Raw genomic sequence first — 16,654 nt, 5'->3', positions numbered from 1 at the left:
CGTTCCTTTCATAAACTTTTAATGGGTGAGCTGAGGTTCTGGAGCGTTTTTCGTCGAAGCAACCGGTGTCTTTTTCTTACGCGGCATAATGAAAATCTTGGCAGCAGCGCCGGTTCCGAGAATCATCGCAATGAGGCTCACCCAGCCTTGCCAGGAAAACATCGCAGTTTCTACCAGTCCGTTACCGATGGTGCAACCACCAGCCCACGCAGCACCCCAACCCATGAGCATTCCACCGAAGATAGCGCGCACTATTGTCTTAGCGTCGGGGACACGGAGCTTGAATTCTCCACTACCCTTGGCAGCAATAAAAGAACCCACCATGATACCCATAATGAGCATGACGCCCCAATCAATCATTGTGAAGTCACCGGTGGTGAGAAAAGTTGTCAATTTGGCACTTGGGGTAGTTATTCCCAGGCCGCCTTCTCGACCGGTTGCCCAGCTGAGGGGGAAAGCAAGAATTGCTACCAAGCCGATGAGTATCGCGGTGAAGTAGGGGTTCCATCGCTTTTCAAAAAGAAGGTGCGCAAGCCCGCTTTTTTCTGGAGGTAGTTGCGCCATAGGCAACTTAGGCTTAGTGAGATTTTTGTATGCCCATACACCTACCGCAGCAACTAATAGCGTAACTAATACCCACGGTGAAACGCCCAACGAATCGGTGATCGTCGCATGCTCTGTAATACCCCAACCGCGAACAAACCGGGTAGTTTCTGCGAAGGGACCAAATTTAAAAATAGAAGCAAAAAGTGCGTAGAAAATAAGCGCGAACCACGAGCCGATGAGACCTTCCGCCGCGCGGTAGTAAGTGCCTGTGGCACATCCCCCGGCGAGTACGGCGCCAAATCCAAAGATAAAGCCGCCCGCGATTGTGCCGAAAGGAGCGAAAGGGCTTACCGCTACCGATAAGTCGATAACCCCTAAAGAATTAAGAAGCGCAATACCTACTGCTTGGACGGCAATAGCTGTAATGAATGCGCCTAGCCACCAGGTGCTCTTGGAAACGAAAACGTCTCGAAAAGCCCCGGTGACGCAAAAACGGCCTCTTTGAAGGATAAACCCAAAGATGGCGCCCACGAGAAGTCCAGTAACAATCATGTTTTCTAAGGTAAGACTTCGCTTCACCACCTTCAAGAGAGCTTGTAACCTGAAGAAACCCCACGTCAAACGGGGTAATTCAACTTGTGCTACTCTGCTAGGATTCGCCTGCGTTAAGCCTAGATATACAGAGGACGGGCGCACCCACCGCAGGTGCGCCCGTCTTGTATTTCTCGCTTCAAGCGAGAGAGTAAAGATAACTTACTTAGAAGTTTCTACTTCCTGTTCTTTTTCAGCCATTTTTTCTTCTTTTTTAGCTCGCTCAAACTCCTTGGAAGAAATGGTTTTTACTTCTGCAGGGTTGACCTTGGCAAAGTTGGTGGTGAAGAAAACGCTAATCCAGTGAGTGCGCGGATCGGAATCCAGCACAATCGCCTTGAAGAACAGCGTGAGCGGAACAGCCAGGATCGCGCCGAGCGGACCAATAATCATGGACCAGATAATCAGCGAAAGGAAGGTGACGGTGGTGTTAAGACCAACGGCGTCGCCAGTAATCTTTGGCTGAACAATCTGCTGCATGGTGAAGTTGATAACCGAGAACAGGACGATAACCCAAATCATGGTGGTGACGTCGCCGTCCAGCAACGCAACCAGCGCCGGGGGAATCATTCCCAGAACAAACCCGATGTTGGGAATGTAGTTGGTGACGAAGGAGAAGATGCCCCATACGATTGCCAGAGGAACTCCGAGAATCATCAGCGCCACCACGTTAATGACAGCAACAATCAGACCAAAAACGGTGTTCACAACCCAGTAGCGATTGGTGCGGTGCTGGAAATCAGCCAGAGCTGATGCCAGATGGGGGCGGTGGTTGCGTAGGTATGCTCCGCGCCCTGAAATGATGGCGGAGTCGACCACGAGGAAGGCCATCACCATCACGAGAAGGAAGAAACCGGAACCGGTTGCGCTCAAGCCGTTGAGGAAAGTGGTTAGCCAGTTCATGATCTTAGAGGGTTCCAAGAAGCTCATGGACTGGTCAGAAATCTGATTCTGCGAAACCCCAAAAGTGGAGGTTATCCAGCCCAGGCTCTCATCGTAGAGGCTCTGGAACTTCTGCGAGTACTGAGGCAAGATTTCAACGAGAGCGAAGACTGAGTAAGTCAGCGATCCAATCAGCGCTACCAGCAGACCAATAAGAACAAGCAACGTAATCATTGCCGCAAGGAATGTGGGAACGCGTTTCTTGACGAGCCATTCGCGAATGGGGCGGACGGCAATAACGAGTGACAGAGCCAAGAACGTAGGGCCAATTACCGAGGCCATGGTTTTTAGTCCGGCAAAAGAAACGACGAGCGCCGCTACGCCGAGGAGAAAGAAGAGGCCAAAAGGCCACCCTGATTTGTGCTGAACTGCAGAATCCTGCATGGATTCAGCACTTTGAGGTGTGTGAGTCATGGTCTACCTTGATGCTAAGAAAACAGTATCTCAGCAAGCATACTTTCTATTTTGTCGCCAGGGGCGCAATGTACCCCCAAGAAGCCGCAATTGAACATGTCACAGGGTTAGCGCTCGTGTACGAATCCCGCCATCATGGCTTCAAAGACTAGCTTTGCGCTGGCGTTCGTTGAAATTCGACGCCGGGTCAGCGTCACCGCATCTAACCGCTCTAGCGTTTTTACCCCCGTGGTCTGTGCTGCATACTGCTGAAGGTCTTGGGCCAGATGGGTGTTAATCAGTGGGGATCCTGTGCCAAGCTGAAGCGTGAGAATATCTCGGAATACGGTCTGAATATCAATCAGAAAACGGTCTAGCGTATCCGTTTTGATACGACGGGCACGTCGCTTCTGATCTTCTTCTAGCTGGCGTAGCTGAGAACGCATGGAGGGGTTGATTTTTTCGCCTTCTTGGATTCCCAGTGCGGTCATCAACTGATTCTTTTCAACCTCGTTGCGAGCTTCGGCATCGGCGTTGGCTTCTTCTTCGGCTATCTGTACGAGGTCTTCAGCCGCTTTCATGGCTGACGGTAGAGAGCGCAGAGAAATAGGCATACGTACCACAGCTTCACGGCGCGCTCGTGCCTCTGGGATAGTTGCCAGGCGACGGGCAATGCCGATATGTCCCTGAGCTAAAGAAGCACAATGGAACGCTAAATCCTCGGGAATTCCTTCGGAGACAAGCAACTGCACTACATCAGAAAGATGGGGTACGCGCAGCTTGACCGGGCGGCAACGGGAGCGGATGGTTACCAGAACGTCAACCGGTGAGGGGGCGCAGAGTAGCCAGATAGTATGCGGCGGCGGCTCTTCAATAGCTTTGAGCAACACGTTGGACGTTCGTTCTGGCATGCGGTCTGCGTCTTCGACAATCATTACGCGCCATCTGCCTACCGCTGGGCGGTCCTGAGCTTTGACTACCAGTTCGCGTGCTTCTTCAATCTTGATACTGAGATTCTCGGTGGAGAAATGGGTGAGGTCAGCATGGGAACCACTGAGTACAGTTTGGCATGATTTGCACTGCCCGCATCCACGATGCTCGGGATTGGGCTCTTCACACAGGAGCGCTGCGGCAAAAGCAAGAGCGGCGGTGGAGCGACCTGAACCGGGAGGACCGCTCAAAAGCCACGCGTGGGTAGTGCGCTCGGCGGCGGCAGCTTGTTGGAGCTGCTGCACGACGTCGGGCTGACCTACGAGGTTATTCCATACGCTCATGCCACACGCTCTTTCAACACGCGTTGAACTGCCCGCAGAATCTGCCCGTGGACCTCGTCGATGCTTCCTGTGCCATCCACAATGGCGTAGTTTTCTCCGCCCGAGCTGGCTAGTTCTCCAAAGGTCTGATGAACCAGCGTGTGAAATTCATCGGGTTCGGATTCCAAACGGTCAGCCGCACCGCGACTATCGGTGCGTTGGCGCCCTGCGTCTAGAGGGACATCAATAAAAACGGTCAGGTCTGGCAGAAGGTTTTGTGTTGCCCAAAGGCTCAGCTGGGTGATGTTTTCTGTTCCCAAGTTGCGCCCTGCTCCTTGGTATGCCGCCGAGGAATCTATATAGCGGTCGCAAAGAACAATTTTCCCAGCTGCGAGTGCGGGGCGAATCTTTTGTTCGGCATGAGCTGATCTGGAGGCAGCATAGATGAGCGCTTCGGTGCGCGCGTCAATGATGCCTTGCCCGTGTTCTAGCACGAGTCCGCGTAGTTTCTCCCCGATATCGGTGCCTCCCGGTTCGCGAGTGGAAATGACGTCGTACCCTTCCTCGGTAAGTGCCTGTTCCAAACGGGCAACTTGGGTGGATTTTCCGGCACCGTCACCGCCTTCAAACACGATAAAGAGACCTTCACCGACGCAGTCAGAACTGCTCACAATAGGAGTATTCGATGTGGGATCTGGGATGTATTTGAGTGAGTCAGTCACTCTCTAAGGGTAGCAAGGAAGACGAAAAATGAAGTGCTACTTTCTCTGACTACATAATCCGCATAGGCTGGAGACTATGACTGAACAAAAGCTTCACCCAGAGACTCTAGTAGTTTCCCAAGGCAGGCCGGCACATCAACATGATGCTCCTGTGAATACTCCCATCTATATGACTTCTACCTTTCGTGGCGGAAAGACCGTGGATACCCTGAACGACAAGGTTTATGCGCGCTTTCATAATCCTTCGTGGGAAGATTTAGAAGAAGTTATCGCTTCATTAGAAGACGCGGAGCTTCCCGGTTTGATGTTTGCTTCGGGCATGGCGGCTGTAGCGGCGGTTGAAGATTTGGTTCCTGTGGGATCTGTCATTCTACTTCCTCGTCATACCTATATGGCATCAATTTCTTTGGCGCTTAAGCTTCAGCGACGAGGTATCTGTGAAGTAATTCGTTATGATCTTGAAAATACTGAGCAAACGATAGAGACCATGAAAGCTGCGGCTTCGGCGCGTGGTGTGACAGCCGAAAATGTGGATTACCGTGCGCCGAAAGTTCTCATGTGGTTAGAGAGCCCCACCAATCCCATGCTGGAGGTTGCTGATTTAAAGGTGCTTCTTCCCGAAGCAAAGAAACTGGGGATTGTAACCGCCGTAGATAATACCTTTTCCACTCCCTTAGTCCAGAAACCGCTGACTTTAGGCGCGGATATTGTGGTGCACTCAGCCACAAAATTTATTGCAGGACACTCGGATGTAGTGCTGGGGTTGGCTATCACGAACCATCCCGAACTGCGCGCGATGATGCTGGAGCACCGTACCCTCAACGGGTCAATCGCTGGACCCTTCGAAGCATTTTTAGCCCTAAGAGGTGTCCGCACCTTGGCTCTTCGGGTAGAACGTTCAATGGCGAATGCCCAGGTGCTCGCAGAGCGACTGACGAAGCATCCTCGGGTGAGAGAGGTCCGTTATCCCGGACTCCCCAACGATCCCTTCCATGCGGTAGCTACCTCACAGATGAATGGGTTTGGAGCAATTCTATGTGTAGTCCTCGAAGCGAATGCGCAGGAAACAGACGCCGTAGTAGAAAAATTGAAAATCTGGACTCCCGCAACCTCCTTGGGCGGAGTCGAATCGCTGATAGAACGCCGTCGTCGCCATCTGTCTGAACCAGATTCAATTCCCGAATCGTTACTCCGTCTTTCTGTTGGCATCGAAAATGTTGATAATCTCTATAACGATCTTAACCAAGCTCTTGCCAGCATCGTCTGATCCACCCAGATTCGATAGGCTTGTCTTGTGAGTCCAATTATTTTAGTTTCCCTGGTCGATACTCTCATCGGCACCGTTTTTGCTCTGGTCATTGCAGTAATGTCCGTGTGGGCACTAATTGTGGCGCTTCAGGCAACGAATTACGCTTATGAGAGTGCTGGCAAGCGCACCAAAACTTTCTGGGTGGCGGTCACTGCAGCTTGCGCATTTTTCTCGGTATTTAGTCTTTACACAACTTTTTTGGGGGCTGGCTCTAGCTGGCTCATCCAGCTGATAGCCGCCACTGCTGCTGGGGTGTTCCTTGCGGACGTGCGCCCGGCGGTTGCGGTGCGTCGTCGGCGGTAACTCCCATATCTATTTATGTGGGAATGCTTTTGATTATGTGGCAAAAGTGAAAGAATGAGGTTATGACATACAAATTGGTATTGCTCCGTCACGGACAGTCAGAATGGAATGAAAAGAACCTTTTCACCGGTTGGGTAGATGTTCCCCTGACCGCTAAAGGTATGGAAGAAGCATCTCGCGGTGGTCAGATGTTGAAGGATCGCGAGATTCTTCCCGACGTCGTTCACACCTCTCTTCAGCGCCGCGCTATCAACACCGCAAACCTTGCGCTTGATTCCGCAGATCGCCTCTGGATTCCTGTCAAGCGCTCCTGGCGTTTGAACGAGCGTCACTACGGTGCGCTCCAGGGCAAAGATAAGAGCCAGATTCGTGAGCAGTACGGTGAAGAGCAGTTCATGCAGTGGCGTCGTTCTTACGATGTACCCCCACCGGCAATTGATGATGACGACGATTTCTCTCAGGCTCACGATCCTCGTTATGCCGATGTTAAGAACGCTCCTCGTACCGAGTGCCTCAAAGACGTTCTAGAGCGTATGCTTCCCTACTGGGAATCAGACGTGAAGCCTGATTTGGAAGCTGGCAAGACCGTTTTGATTGCTGCTCACGGTAACTCTTTGCGTGCGCTAGTAAAGAATCTCGATGGTATTTCGGACGACGAAATCTCGGGTCTGAACATTCCTACCGGTATCCCGCTTTACTACGAGCTGGACGAAAACTTCAAGCCTGTAACCGCAGGTGGCGAATACTTGGATCCTGAGGCAGCAAAGATTGCGATTGCAGCAGTTGCTAACCAGGGTAAGAAGTAATTCTTTGAAGTTCTAGGTTATGCCAAAGGGCTCGTTCCACTTCGGTGGAACGAGCCCTTTGCTATGCCGTAATTGAGTAATACTGCTGGAATGTGCCAGCAGTAGTGGTTTTAGCTCCAGTCGCCGGTGACTAGGTAGGCTTCCTTGCGAGCTACAGAAACCCCGTGATCGCCAAAGCGCTCTAGGTAGCGGCTGGCGAGGGTCACGTCCACGGTGACCTGTGCCGAGTAGTTCCAGTCTTCAGCGTTCAGGGTTTTGAAGACTTCGCGGTGTAGCTCGTTGATGCGAGCCTTGTGAGCTGAGATTTCTTCGGAGTAGGTGAGATCCTTGGAATCAAGGAGCTTGATGACGGCGTCGATAATCTTCAAATCGAGCTCTACCATCTGTTCGAAGATGGGGGAGATAGATGCGGTCAGAGCTTTCTCGGGGAAGCGCATACGAGCAATCTGGGCGATGTGGCGTGCAAGGTCACCCATGCGCTCTAGTGACGAGCTCATGCGCAATGCCGCTACGATGTGGCGCAAATCGGAGGCTACGGGGCCCTGCAGAGCCAGGATGTCGATGGCGCGTTCGTCGAGCTGGGTCTGTAGAAAGTCGATGCGGGCATCGTTTGAGATTACTTCTTCAGCTTTGTCAATGTCTGCGTTGAGGAAGGATTCCGATGCGCCTACGAGTGCTTGTTTGACCAGGGTTGCAATTTGGATGAGTTCTTCGCCAACCTGGTGAAGTTCTGCTTGAAAGACTTTACGCACGTGCGCTGTCCTCTCGGGTTGAGTAGTTGGTCGTGGGCGGGCGGGGTCCCGAAATACGGCGCGGGTGCCCACACGTCTTTATAGCTTCCCAAAAATGAGTAAATAAATCGGGTGCTCTAAGTAAACGTTAGTTGAATCCGACGGGAACTTGCACTCTCGTGGGGTCTGGGGGGAAGTTTTTGTCGATAAGGTAGAAGGCGTGGATTCATTCCTCATTATTTTATTTTCGGTTTTGGTGGGCCTGTTCGTCGGTGTGTTGAGTATGTGGGCGGTCAACAAGAGTGATCGTGATCGTGCTCAGTGGGCCGATGTTGAAGAGCCAAGTATTAGTGACGGTGCAGCGGAGGTGCTGGCCGTTATTGGTCGTGCCTATGTGATTGTTGATGCGGTTGACGGTGTGGTTCAGGCTTCTCCGGGCGCGTATGCGCTGGGTCTGGTGAAGGGCCACACGATTGTTTCGCAAGAGCTGGTGGAAATGATTCACCGGGTGCGAAGCCGTGGCATCATTGTGGAGCGGGAAATAAAAATTACGCGCGGTACGGTCAATAAGACCCAGCTGGTGATTGATTTGCGAATCGCGCCGGTGGGGGACGAATACATTCTGGTTCTTGCCGATGACCGTACTGAAATTGCGCGTGTGCAGGAGGTTCGTAATGACTTCGTGGCGAACGTATCTCACGAGTTAAAGACTCCTGTGGGCGCAATCGGTTTGATGGCGGAGGCAATTGAGTCTTCTGCAGACGATGAAGAGTCCGTAAAGTATTTCTCTACCCGTTTGCAGAAAGAATCTAAGCGTTTAGCTGCGCTGGTGCAGGACGTCATTGAGCTTTCTCGTTTGCAATCTACCGACGTCGTGCGGCAGTCCAAGCTAGTCGACGTGAATAACCTAGTGGCCAGCGCGGTGGATTATAACCGGATTATGGCGGAGGGTAAAGACATCCAGCTGTTGGTGGGTGGACGGGCGCGCCGTCCTATCCACGGAGATCCCGAGCTTTTGGGTACGGCGTTGCGTAACCTGGTGGAGAACGCTATCCGTTATTCGCCAGAGAAAACAAAAGTCGGAATCGGTATCACCGAGAAAAACGGACAGATTAAGATATCTGTTAAGGACCAGGGCCCTGGCATCCCCGAGGATGAGCAGGATCGTATTTTTGAGCGTTTCTACCGGGTTGATCCGGCGCGTTCGCGTCAGACTGGTGGCACGGGCTTAGGTTTGTCCATTGTGAAGCATGTGATGGGCCAACACGGTGGAGAAATTACGCTGTGGTCTATCCCCGGTGAAGGTTCTACTTTCACCATGACTCTGCCCGCTGTGGATGAGCAGAGCGAACAAGATTTGCTGGGACCTGATATTGAGGGTACTCAGACGGTGAGCGCTAAGAAGCTCACGACGCCTGGCGGAGGTTCCGTTTCGGCGCTGAAGAAGAAGGACGCAAACTAGTGACCAGAATTTTGGTTGTTGAAGACGAAGAAGCATTGAGCGAGCCGCTTGCGTTTTTGCTAGGCCGCGAAGGTTTTGAAGTTCAGGTTGTAGATAACGGTGTCGACGCCGTCACTGAGTTTGAACATAACGGTGCTGATTTGGTGTTGCTGGATGTGATGCTTCCTGGACAGTCTGGCATGGAAGTGTGCAAGCAGTTGCGTGCGATTTCGGCAGTTCCGATTATCATGCTGACCGCTAAGGATTCTGAGATTGATAAGGTCTTGGGTCTTGAGCTTGGCGCCGATGATTATGTGACTAAGCCTTATTCTTCGCGCGAATTAATTGCACGCGTGCGCGCGGTGTTACGGCGTCAGCATGAAGGCGAAGAAGTTTCTACGAATGCGGTGGAATCGGGCCCGGTGCGTATGGACATTGAGCGCCATGTGGTCACTGTTTCTGGTGAGAATGTGGCGATGCCGCTCAAAGAATTTGAGCTGCTAGAAATGCTCCTGCGCAACGCCGGTCGAGTACTGACTCGTTCACAGCTTATTGACCGGGTGTGGGGCTCAGATTACGTGGGGGATACGAAAACTTTGGACGTTCATATCAAGCGTTTGCGGTCCAAGATTGAACCTGATCCTTCGGTGCCTCGTTATGTGGTGACTGTTCGCGGTCTGGGTTATAAGTTCGAGCCCTAAAGAATCGTGAACATCGAATAAAGCGAGGGCCCTTACCTACCGGGTAAGGGCCCTCGCTTTGGCCTCCATCTGGATGAAGCCTATGTGTTACTGAGCAGGAGTAGTCTCCACGGGAGCGGACTCGTTGCCGTTAGGAGCGGAGGTCGATGCTGCAGAGGATTCAGCAGACGCCGCGTTAGGCAGGTAAGGTGCGTATTCTTCGAGGGTGTCGTCGAGGACAGGGATGTTCATCGTGGTGTTATCGGATCCGGCAGTTACCTTGATGTTTTCTAAGATCAAACCGGGGTTAGCGCCAGAGGGGGAGACGATGAGCTTGTGGGCATCGTCTTCCAAACGGACGGTTTCGCCAGGCTTGACGGTTACTGATTTCGCACCGGATTCGAAGTTGAAATCAACGGTGACGTCGTTCTTGCCGTTGTTGATGATGGAGCCCAGCACACGACCGTCTGACTTTTCATTTTCGGCGATAACCATGATGTTGCGAAGGTCAATGTCTGCTACATCTGCGTTGACGCCATCGGAAGCGGCGTAGTGAATGGTGGTGGGCTGGCGATGGATATAGCCACAGCCGGTTGCTGAAAGCAAAGCGACTGCTAGGGCAGCGCCCGCGCCAGCGCGCTTGAGGGTGGAAGTTGCAAACTTCACGGCATGAACTCCTTGATGGTCATGAACTCTTCTATCCCAGTGAATGTGTGTGTTCTCCAGATAGAGATTAAATACAGAGTCTTTCGTGTACATTCTAACGGCTTATAGACAGAACGTCTGTATCGCGTGGCTTTCGAGTTGCAAAAGGGTGCAAGAAAGGCTTAACTGTTACGTAAGGATGCCCCTACTGTGCCTCGTGATAGAATAGGTAGGCTGAAAGGGGTTTATCCATATGCTTTTTGAGGTTGGCGAAACAGTCGTATATCCTCACCACGGTGCTGCAACGATCGAAGAGGTCAAGATGCGCAAAATTCGTGGCGAAGAAAAAATGTACCTAAAACTCAAAGTCGCGCAGGGCGATTTGGTGATTGAGGTACCTGCTGAAAATGTTGACATGGTGGGTATGCGTGATGTCGTTGACGAACGCGGTCTGCAGGAAGTCATCGACGTTTTGCAGGCAACCGATACTGAAGAAGCCGCTAACTGGTCACGTCGTTACAAGGCGAACGTTGAAAAATTGGCTTCTGGTGATGTTTTGAAGGTCGCTGAAGTAGTTCGTGACCTGTGGCGTCGTGAAAATGACCGTGGTCTATCTGCAGGTGAAAAGCGCATGCTGGCTAAGGCTCGTCAGATTCTTTCCTCCGAGGTTGCTTTGGCGAAGGACATCGATGAGGCGACTGCCGAGGGCGAGCTCGATAAGATTCTTGAGGCAGTTTAGGCTATAGAGTTTCTTCTGCTTCATCATATTTCAGGTAAGCTTCTGCTGTGATGGAGACCAATACTTTTTTGACGACGGCGAATGATTCTGTTGCTTCCGGGCAACGGGTCTTCGCCGTCGTTGTTGTTGCTGCAGGCTCTGGAAGCCGATTGGGTTACGGTTTGCCCAAGGCACAGGTACCCGTTGCAGGTAAGGAACTGTTGCGGTGGGCACTGGAAGGTGTGAAGGCCACGGGATTGGCATCACGTCTTATCGTGACGGTTCCCGCTGGCGATACTGCGTTGACGGCTATTGCTGAGGAATTTGGTGCTTTGGCTGTCACAGGCGGTGCTACCCGTGCTGAATCAGTGGTGGCTGCGCTTAACGCGATTAATCGGGCTCCTGCGCAAGGGGGGATGAGCGATTCTGATCCTGATGCTGTTTTGGTTCATGACTGCGCTCGTTGCTTTACGCCGGTTGAAGCTTTTCACGCTGTAGCGCAGGCCCTCGAATCTGGCGAAAAAGCAGTGATTCCCGTGGTCCCCGTCGTAGATACGGTGAAGTCGGTCGATTCGGATGAGTACGTTTCCGGAACCCCCGCCCGTTCTCAGTTACGCGCTGTACAGACTCCCCAGGGGTTTGATCTTTCTACCCTTTTAGCTGCGTATGCGAAGGCATCGCAACAGGGTTTGGCAGAGAGTATTACAGATGATGCGATGCTCGCAGAGACTATGGGCATCCCCGTATTGTGCGTTGCCGGTTCCGAGGACTCTTTCAAAATTACTACTCGTTTAGACTTGGCACTTGCCCGCGCCCTGTATGAAAAGGAGAACTCATGATTATTCCCCGTACCGGCATTGGTATTGATGTTCATGCTTTTGGCGAAGAAGGTACTGAGCTGTGGGTCGCCGGTTTGCATTGGCCGGGAGAGTTAGGACTAAGCGGTCATTCGGACGGCGACGTCGTGGCGCACGCTGCAGCGGACGCGCTCTTTTCAGCCTCCGGTACCGGTGATCTTGGTTCTAACTTTGGAGTCGATCGTCCGGATATGAAGGGTGCCTCAGGGGTGCTCATTCTGAGTGAAGCGGCGGCGATTGTGCGAGAGGCTGGTTTCGAGATTGGAAACGTGGCTATACAGCTGATTGGCAATCGGCCTAAGTTCGCGCCGCGTCGTGATGAAGCGAATCAGGCGCTCACAGAAGCTGCAGGTGCTCCCGTTACCGTGACCGCAACTACTACTGACAAACTGGGGTTAACCGGTAGATCTGAGGGCGTAGCAGCATTGGCTACGGCGCTGGTCTATCCAAAGAATTCTTAAGGATGCCGGGGTACGCAACGTGTTTGATTTCTGTCAGTATTTCTTCGGCATGCTGCGTGAAAAGTGAAGCATGACCGCGTCCGGGGAAAGAACGAACGGCGGCGTTTAGCTCTTGCCCTTGGGAGTAAGCCCCTTCTTTGCTGATGACTTGATCTCGTTCGCCCACCCATACCACGGTAGAGAAATACTTTCTTGCCTGCTCAGGGGGTATGCCCCACTCACCGTAGATAGCTGTGTAATCTTGGATGGCGCCGCGAAAACTATGCTCAAATGCATGGGAATGCGAATGAATGAAACTTTCGATTGCGCTTGCTCGTTTAGTGCGTATATGTAAGAGACGGCGGCTAAACGGAAGTAGCAGGTTGTTGTGGAGAAGGTATTGAAGTCTCATCATTACAGGGATGGATCGTTCTTCGACGAGCGCAAACACACCTTCTTCAGGGGTGTAGGGGGCGATAAGCCCCAGGGCAGAAACTTTCTGTGGAAATGCCGTTGCACAGGCTAGCGCGTACGGTGTCCCTCCTGAATATCCCAATACTAGGCACTGGGTAATTTGAAGGGCATTCAGGATTTCTGCGGCATCAGCGGCCCAATCTTGCACGGTGCGATGGGGCTTCAAGGTGCTTCCCCCGCACCCCGGTCGGTCAGGAGCAATAAGTAGAATCTTTTTTTCGCGAGCAACCCGATCAAAAATTTGCGCTTCCCGGCCTGATCCCGGTGTCCCGTGGCAATAAAGAGCTACTGTCTGGGGATTTTCATTCTCCCCAAATTCATGCCATTCGGCGATTCTGCCGTCGCGAAGAACGATGCGGCGTGTTCTGCCGATGCGCAGCGCAGTATTGTGTGTGGAAGTCATGATAGGCACCTAAAATTCATCACCACTAGGAGCGTTTTTGCCGTCGCACCCATGATGAAAGCGAAAACTATATAGGTAAGCGTATCGGTTTCCTTGTCCTGTGAAACCTGGATTTTTACGGTGTACTACGCCCGCTCTTGCTGTTACCGCTAAACTGGTGCCTGTGACTATGCGTTTTTACGATACAGCGACAGCAACCATTCGAGATTTTGAGCCCGTTCGCTCCGGGGAGGCTAGCCTCTACTATTGTGGCGCCACTGTGCAGGGGGCTCCTCATATCGGACATGTTCGTTCGGCTCTGGTCTTTGACCAGCTTTCGCGTTGGTTGACCTACCGCGGGCTGAAAGTAACGACCGTTCGTAATGTCACGGATATTGACGACAAAATTTTGGCTAACTCAAACCGCTCTTTCGAAGAAGGGTTTGAGGGAGAGTTTCCCGGCGAAGAGTGGTGGGCGCTTGCCTATCGTTTTGAAAAGGTTTTCGCTCAGGCGTATGAATCGCTGGGTATCACACCTCCTACATATGAACCACGCGCAACGGGGCATATCCCCGAGATGCATGCCCTTATTCAGCGGTTGATTGATGAGGGTCATGCTTACCCCGCTTTAGATGATTCCGGAGATGTCTATTTCGACGTTAAGTCGTGGCCTCAGTATGGTGCTCTGACCCATCAGAAGTTAGATGAGCTGAAAGACGCCGAAGATGCGGATCCTCGCGGTAAGCGAGACCCTCGTGATTTCGCGCTATGGAAGGGCTATAAAGTAGGCGAACCGGAAACCGCCGCATGGGATTCGCCGTGGGGTCGGGGACGGCCGGGCTGGCATCTGGAATGCTCGGCAATGGCAGGTAAATACTTGGGCGCTCGTTTTGATATTCACGGTGGCGGATTAGATTTGCGCTTCCCCCATCACGAAAATGAATTGGCTCAGTCTACGGCTGCCGGCGATAACTTCGCGAATTTCTGGCTTCATAATGGGCTAGTAACTTTCGAGGGCGAAAAGATGTCAAAATCCATAGGCAACACTGTATCGCCTGCAGATATGTTGCAGACCGCGCGTCCTTTGGTAGTTCGTTATTACCTGGGGCAGGCACATTACCGGTCGGTGCTGGACTACCGCCCTACTTCTTTAGAAGAAGCTAAGGTTGCGGTGGAGCGTATCGAAGCCTTTATTGCGCAGAATCTTGAAGGTATTAACCAGCACGCCGAGGTTCCTGGAGAGTTCGCGGCAGCGATGGACGATGATCTCAATATTCCCCGCGCGCTCGCGGTGCTTCACGAGAAGGTACGTGAAGGTAACGCTGAACGAGCTCAGGGCGCTGATGCAACTGGTATCGCCTCCCAAGTCTTCGCTATGGCAAAGGTACTGGGGTTGACTCAACTGATGAGTTTTGCAGGAAGCAGCGCCTCATCCGATGCTGAACATGCGGCTTTGGACTCGCTGATTCAAACGATGCTGGCGCAACGAACCGACGCTCGTGCCCGGAAGGATTGGGCAGCAGCAGATCAGATACGCGACGCGCTCGCAGAGGCTGGAATTACTATTAAGGACGGAGTAGAAGGCTCGTCCTGGTCTATCAGCTAGCGCACATTTTGGTGTAGTTGGTGTTTTATTCGACTACGCTATTGAAGATTCACAAACTTTAATTTTCTATATAGTTCTGCCACACCTGAGGGCTGAGCAACAAAAGAGGTTTTCATGGCTAAAGCAGGTCGCCGTCCCGGCGCAACAAACGCAAAGAAGGGTCCCACTAAGGGCACCGGCGGTAAGAACCGTCGTTCGCTTGAGGGCAAGGGTCCGACTCCCAAGGCTGAGGATCGTCCTTATCACAAGGCTTATAAGATGAAGCGTGCTGCTGAGCGCCGCCAGGCGGGTCAGCATTCGCGCCCTCAGCAACGTTTGGGCGGTAAGCGTACCAGCGAGGAATTGGTGACCGGACGTAATGCTGTGCTGGAGGCTTTGAAGACTGAAATTCCTGCTAAGCATCTTTTCGTCATGAGCCATATTGAGGCTGATGAGCGAGTTAAAGAAATCATTAAGATTGCGAATCAAGAAGATTTGCCCTTGTTGGAGATTTCTCGTGGTGAGTTGGATAGGCTGACTGAGGGGTCTGTGCACCAGGGCGTGGCTCTGCAGATTCCTCCGTATAAGTATCCCGATGCTACTGATTTGATTCTGACTACTATGGAGAAATTCCATGAAGGTCAGCTTTCGACTCCTCCGCTTTTTGTGGCTTTGGATGGCATTACCGATCCTCGTAACCTGGGTGCGATTATTCGTAGCGTGTCAGCGTTCAATGGCGACGGCGTCGTCATTCCAGAGCGTCGTTCTGCTGCTGTTACTGCTTCGGCGTGGAAGACTTCTGCAGGCGCGGCTGCTCGTATTCCGGTAGCGATGGCAACTAACCTCACTCGTGTGGTTCAGCAGGCTAAAGATTCTGGTGTGTTCGTTGTTGGTTTGGACGGCGGTGGGGACATCGAGCTTCCTAACCTTGAACTTGCATCGGAGCCGCTGATGATTGTGGTTGGTTCTGAGGGTAAGGGCTTGTCTCGATTGGTGACTGAGAACTGCGATCAGATTGTTTCGATTCCGATTAGCTCTGCCATGGAGTCGTTGAATGCGGCAACTGCGGTCAGTATTTCACTGTATGAGGTTTCTCGGCGTCGTGCTCAGGGTAAGTAACTAGACTGAGTAGATGTAAAGGCGGGGAGTATCAATAGATACTCCCCGCCTTTATGTATCGCTAAGGTAATTCGTTAATCGAAGAAATTTCAGTGGATGGCGGAATAGTGACCAATGTGAACCATTCTCCGTCGGGAGCTAATCTAATCCAATTGGGTAGCCAATGAGGATCAGAGATATGCCCATCCATTTGGACTTCCTCAATCCCACGGTGTGCGAGAATGTCAAGTGTTCTGCGAAGGCAGCTTTGAATGATTTGTTCTCCATGGGGAGTGTTGCGGGAGGCTGTTTCGCCCATGAGCAATGGTTTACCGTCAACTATGTAAGTGGCGACGAAACCTTCAATGGAACCGCTGGAGCTATAGACAATACTGGTAGCTTCTTTATCTATATCTTCTAATGCCTCACGTTGCAGAGTGAGTTGGTGCTCACCTGATACAGGAGCCCATAGCTCATGGGTCCATTCATACATATCCACGTAGGCACGTTGAAAGATGTCTTGTTGTTCGCAGTGCAAAGCCAATGCTGGAAACGTGAGGGTGAGTTCTTCTCGATGGATAAGCCTAGCCCTATCTGGACGAACAACTTGTCGGGTGTATGCCCCTAGTTTGTGAGCGAAAGCAAGAGAGCTGGTATGAAGGTAGTTCCTGTAGGTAAAAGGAATATCTCGATGTCGCAATTGACTAACGAGTCTAAATACTTCGAAACCTAGCCCTT

At 52.0% G+C, this 16,654-nt stretch carries 18 protein-coding genes; 10 read left to right on the top strand and 8 right to left on the bottom strand.

Annotated elements, in window-relative coordinates; all coding sequences use genetic code 11:
* Positions 1–18: 18 nt before the first annotated feature.
* From IDM48_RS09590 to tmk, 4 genes are all read right to left on the bottom strand, one after another.
* The gene (locus IDM48_RS09590; RefSeq protein ID WP_274382296.1) at positions 19–1,125 is read right to left on the bottom strand and encodes a YeeE/YedE family protein; all 1,107 of its coding nucleotides are present in this window, start codon (positions 1,123–1,125) and stop codon (positions 19–21) included.
* A gap of 174 nt (positions 1,126–1,299) precedes the next feature.
* Entirely contained in the window at positions 1,300–2,493 is a 1,194-nt protein-coding gene (locus IDM48_RS09585) for an AI-2E family transporter (RefSeq protein WP_190617127.1), read from the bottom strand.
* Positions 2,494–2,600: 107 nt separating this feature from the next.
* Positions 2,601–3,746, bottom strand: a complete 1,146-nt coding sequence (locus tag IDM48_RS09580; protein ID WP_190617125.1) for a DNA polymerase III subunit delta' — start codon at positions 3,744–3,746, stop codon at positions 2,601–2,603.
* A complete protein-coding gene (tmk, locus tag IDM48_RS09575; RefSeq protein ID WP_190617123.1) occupies positions 3,743–4,447 on the bottom strand; it encodes a dTMP kinase in 705 nt (234 codons plus the stop codon). Before tmk ends, IDM48_RS09580 begins: the two co-directional genes overlap by 4 nt.
* 76 nt (positions 4,448–4,523) lie before the next feature.
* Between tmk and IDM48_RS09570 the strand changes: the two genes are divergently transcribed.
* The 3 genes from IDM48_RS09570 to IDM48_RS09560 all read left to right on the top strand — a co-directional run bounded on the left by IDM48_RS09570 (position 4,524) and on the right by IDM48_RS09560 (position 6,865).
* On the top strand, positions 4,524–5,714 hold the full coding sequence (locus IDM48_RS09570; RefSeq protein ID WP_151146012.1) for a trans-sulfuration enzyme family protein: 1,191 nt from the start codon (positions 4,524–4,526) through the stop codon (positions 5,712–5,714).
* A 27-nt stretch (positions 5,715–5,741) separates the two neighbouring features.
* A complete protein-coding gene (locus tag IDM48_RS09565; protein ID WP_238397961.1) occupies positions 5,742–6,059 on the top strand; it encodes a DUF2516 family protein in 318 nt (105 codons plus the stop codon).
* Between the two features lie 62 nt (positions 6,060–6,121).
* Positions 6,122–6,865 (top strand): phosphoglyceromutase, encoded by a 744-nt coding sequence (locus IDM48_RS09560; protein WP_068168616.1) that lies wholly within the window; start codon positions 6,122–6,124, stop codon positions 6,863–6,865.
* 110 nt (positions 6,866–6,975) lie between these two features.
* On the opposite strand, the gene phoU is transcribed toward IDM48_RS09560, so the two are convergent.
* Positions 6,976–7,617 (bottom strand): phosphate signaling complex protein PhoU, encoded by a 642-nt coding sequence (phoU, locus tag IDM48_RS09555; RefSeq protein ID WP_068168617.1) that lies wholly within the window; start codon positions 7,615–7,617, stop codon positions 6,976–6,978.
* Between the two features lie 199 nt (positions 7,618–7,816).
* Here phoU and IDM48_RS09550 point away from each other — a divergent pair, with 199 nt between their 5' ends.
* Positions 7,817–9,058, top strand: coding sequence for a sensor histidine kinase (locus IDM48_RS09550; protein WP_238397960.1), 1,242 nt, complete (start codon positions 7,817–7,819; stop codon positions 9,056–9,058).
* Positions 9,058–9,738 (top strand): response regulator transcription factor, encoded by a 681-nt coding sequence (locus tag IDM48_RS09545; protein ID WP_151146015.1) that lies wholly within the window; start codon positions 9,058–9,060, stop codon positions 9,736–9,738. The genes IDM48_RS09550 and IDM48_RS09545 overlap by 1 nt, the downstream gene beginning before the upstream one ends.
* A gap of 87 nt (positions 9,739–9,825) precedes the next feature.
* Here the strand turns inward: IDM48_RS09545 and IDM48_RS09540 are convergent, their stop codons facing one another.
* On the bottom strand, positions 9,826–10,383 hold the full coding sequence (locus IDM48_RS09540; RefSeq protein ID WP_190617121.1) for a hypothetical protein: 558 nt from the start codon (positions 10,381–10,383) through the stop codon (positions 9,826–9,828).
* Positions 10,384–10,615: 232 nt separating this feature from the next.
* Between IDM48_RS09540 and IDM48_RS09535 the strand changes: the two genes are divergently transcribed.
* Genes IDM48_RS09535 through ispF form a run of 3 tightly spaced genes read left to right on the top strand, consistent with a single transcriptional unit; the run spans position 10,616 to position 12,398 of the window.
* The gene (locus IDM48_RS09535; RefSeq protein WP_068168621.1) at positions 10,616–11,101 is read left to right on the top strand and encodes a CarD family transcriptional regulator; all 486 of its coding nucleotides are present in this window, start codon (positions 10,616–10,618) and stop codon (positions 11,099–11,101) included.
* Between the two features lie 50 nt (positions 11,102–11,151).
* Positions 11,152–11,919 (top strand): 2-C-methyl-D-erythritol 4-phosphate cytidylyltransferase, encoded by a 768-nt coding sequence (gene ispD, locus IDM48_RS09530; protein ID WP_190618748.1) that lies wholly within the window; start codon positions 11,152–11,154, stop codon positions 11,917–11,919.
* The gene (gene ispF, locus IDM48_RS09525) at positions 11,916–12,398 is read left to right on the top strand and encodes a 2-C-methyl-D-erythritol 2,4-cyclodiphosphate synthase (RefSeq protein WP_068168622.1); all 483 of its coding nucleotides are present in this window, start codon (positions 11,916–11,918) and stop codon (positions 12,396–12,398) included. The genes ispD and ispF overlap by 4 nt, the downstream gene beginning before the upstream one ends.
* Here the strand turns inward: ispF and IDM48_RS09520 are convergent.
* Entirely contained in the window at positions 12,367–13,254 is an 888-nt protein-coding gene (locus IDM48_RS09520; RefSeq protein WP_190617119.1) for an alpha/beta fold hydrolase, read from the bottom strand. The genes ispF and IDM48_RS09520 overlap by 32 nt on opposite strands.
* 163 nt (positions 13,255–13,417) lie before the next feature.
* Between IDM48_RS09520 and cysS the strand changes: the two genes are divergently transcribed.
* Both cysS and rlmB read left to right on the top strand, forming a co-directional pair.
* Entirely contained in the window at positions 13,418–14,839 is a 1,422-nt protein-coding gene (gene cysS, locus IDM48_RS09515; RefSeq protein WP_068168627.1) for a cysteine--tRNA ligase, read from the top strand.
* A 114-nt stretch (positions 14,840–14,953) separates the two neighbouring features.
* Positions 14,954–15,937: a 23S rRNA (guanosine(2251)-2'-O)-methyltransferase RlmB gene (gene rlmB / locus IDM48_RS09510; protein WP_068168629.1), complete on the top strand. Its 984-nt coding sequence runs from the start codon at positions 14,954–14,956 to the stop codon at positions 15,935–15,937.
* A 61-nt stretch (positions 15,938–15,998) separates the two neighbouring features.
* On the opposite strand, the gene IDM48_RS09505 is transcribed toward rlmB, so the two are convergent.
* The gene (locus IDM48_RS09505; RefSeq protein WP_202939869.1) at positions 15,999–16,454 is read right to left on the bottom strand and encodes a hypothetical protein; all 456 of its coding nucleotides are present in this window, start codon (positions 16,452–16,454) and stop codon (positions 15,999–16,001) included.
* Positions 16,455–16,654: the final 200 nt, after the last annotated feature.

Origin of the sequence: Rothia amarae, from assembly GCF_014705945.2 — a bacterium.
GTDB lineage: Bacteria > Actinomycetota > Actinomycetes > Actinomycetales > Micrococcaceae > Rothia > Rothia amarae.
Note: the sequence above shows the minus strand (reverse complement) of the source record. Positions and strands in the feature narration are given on the sequence as shown.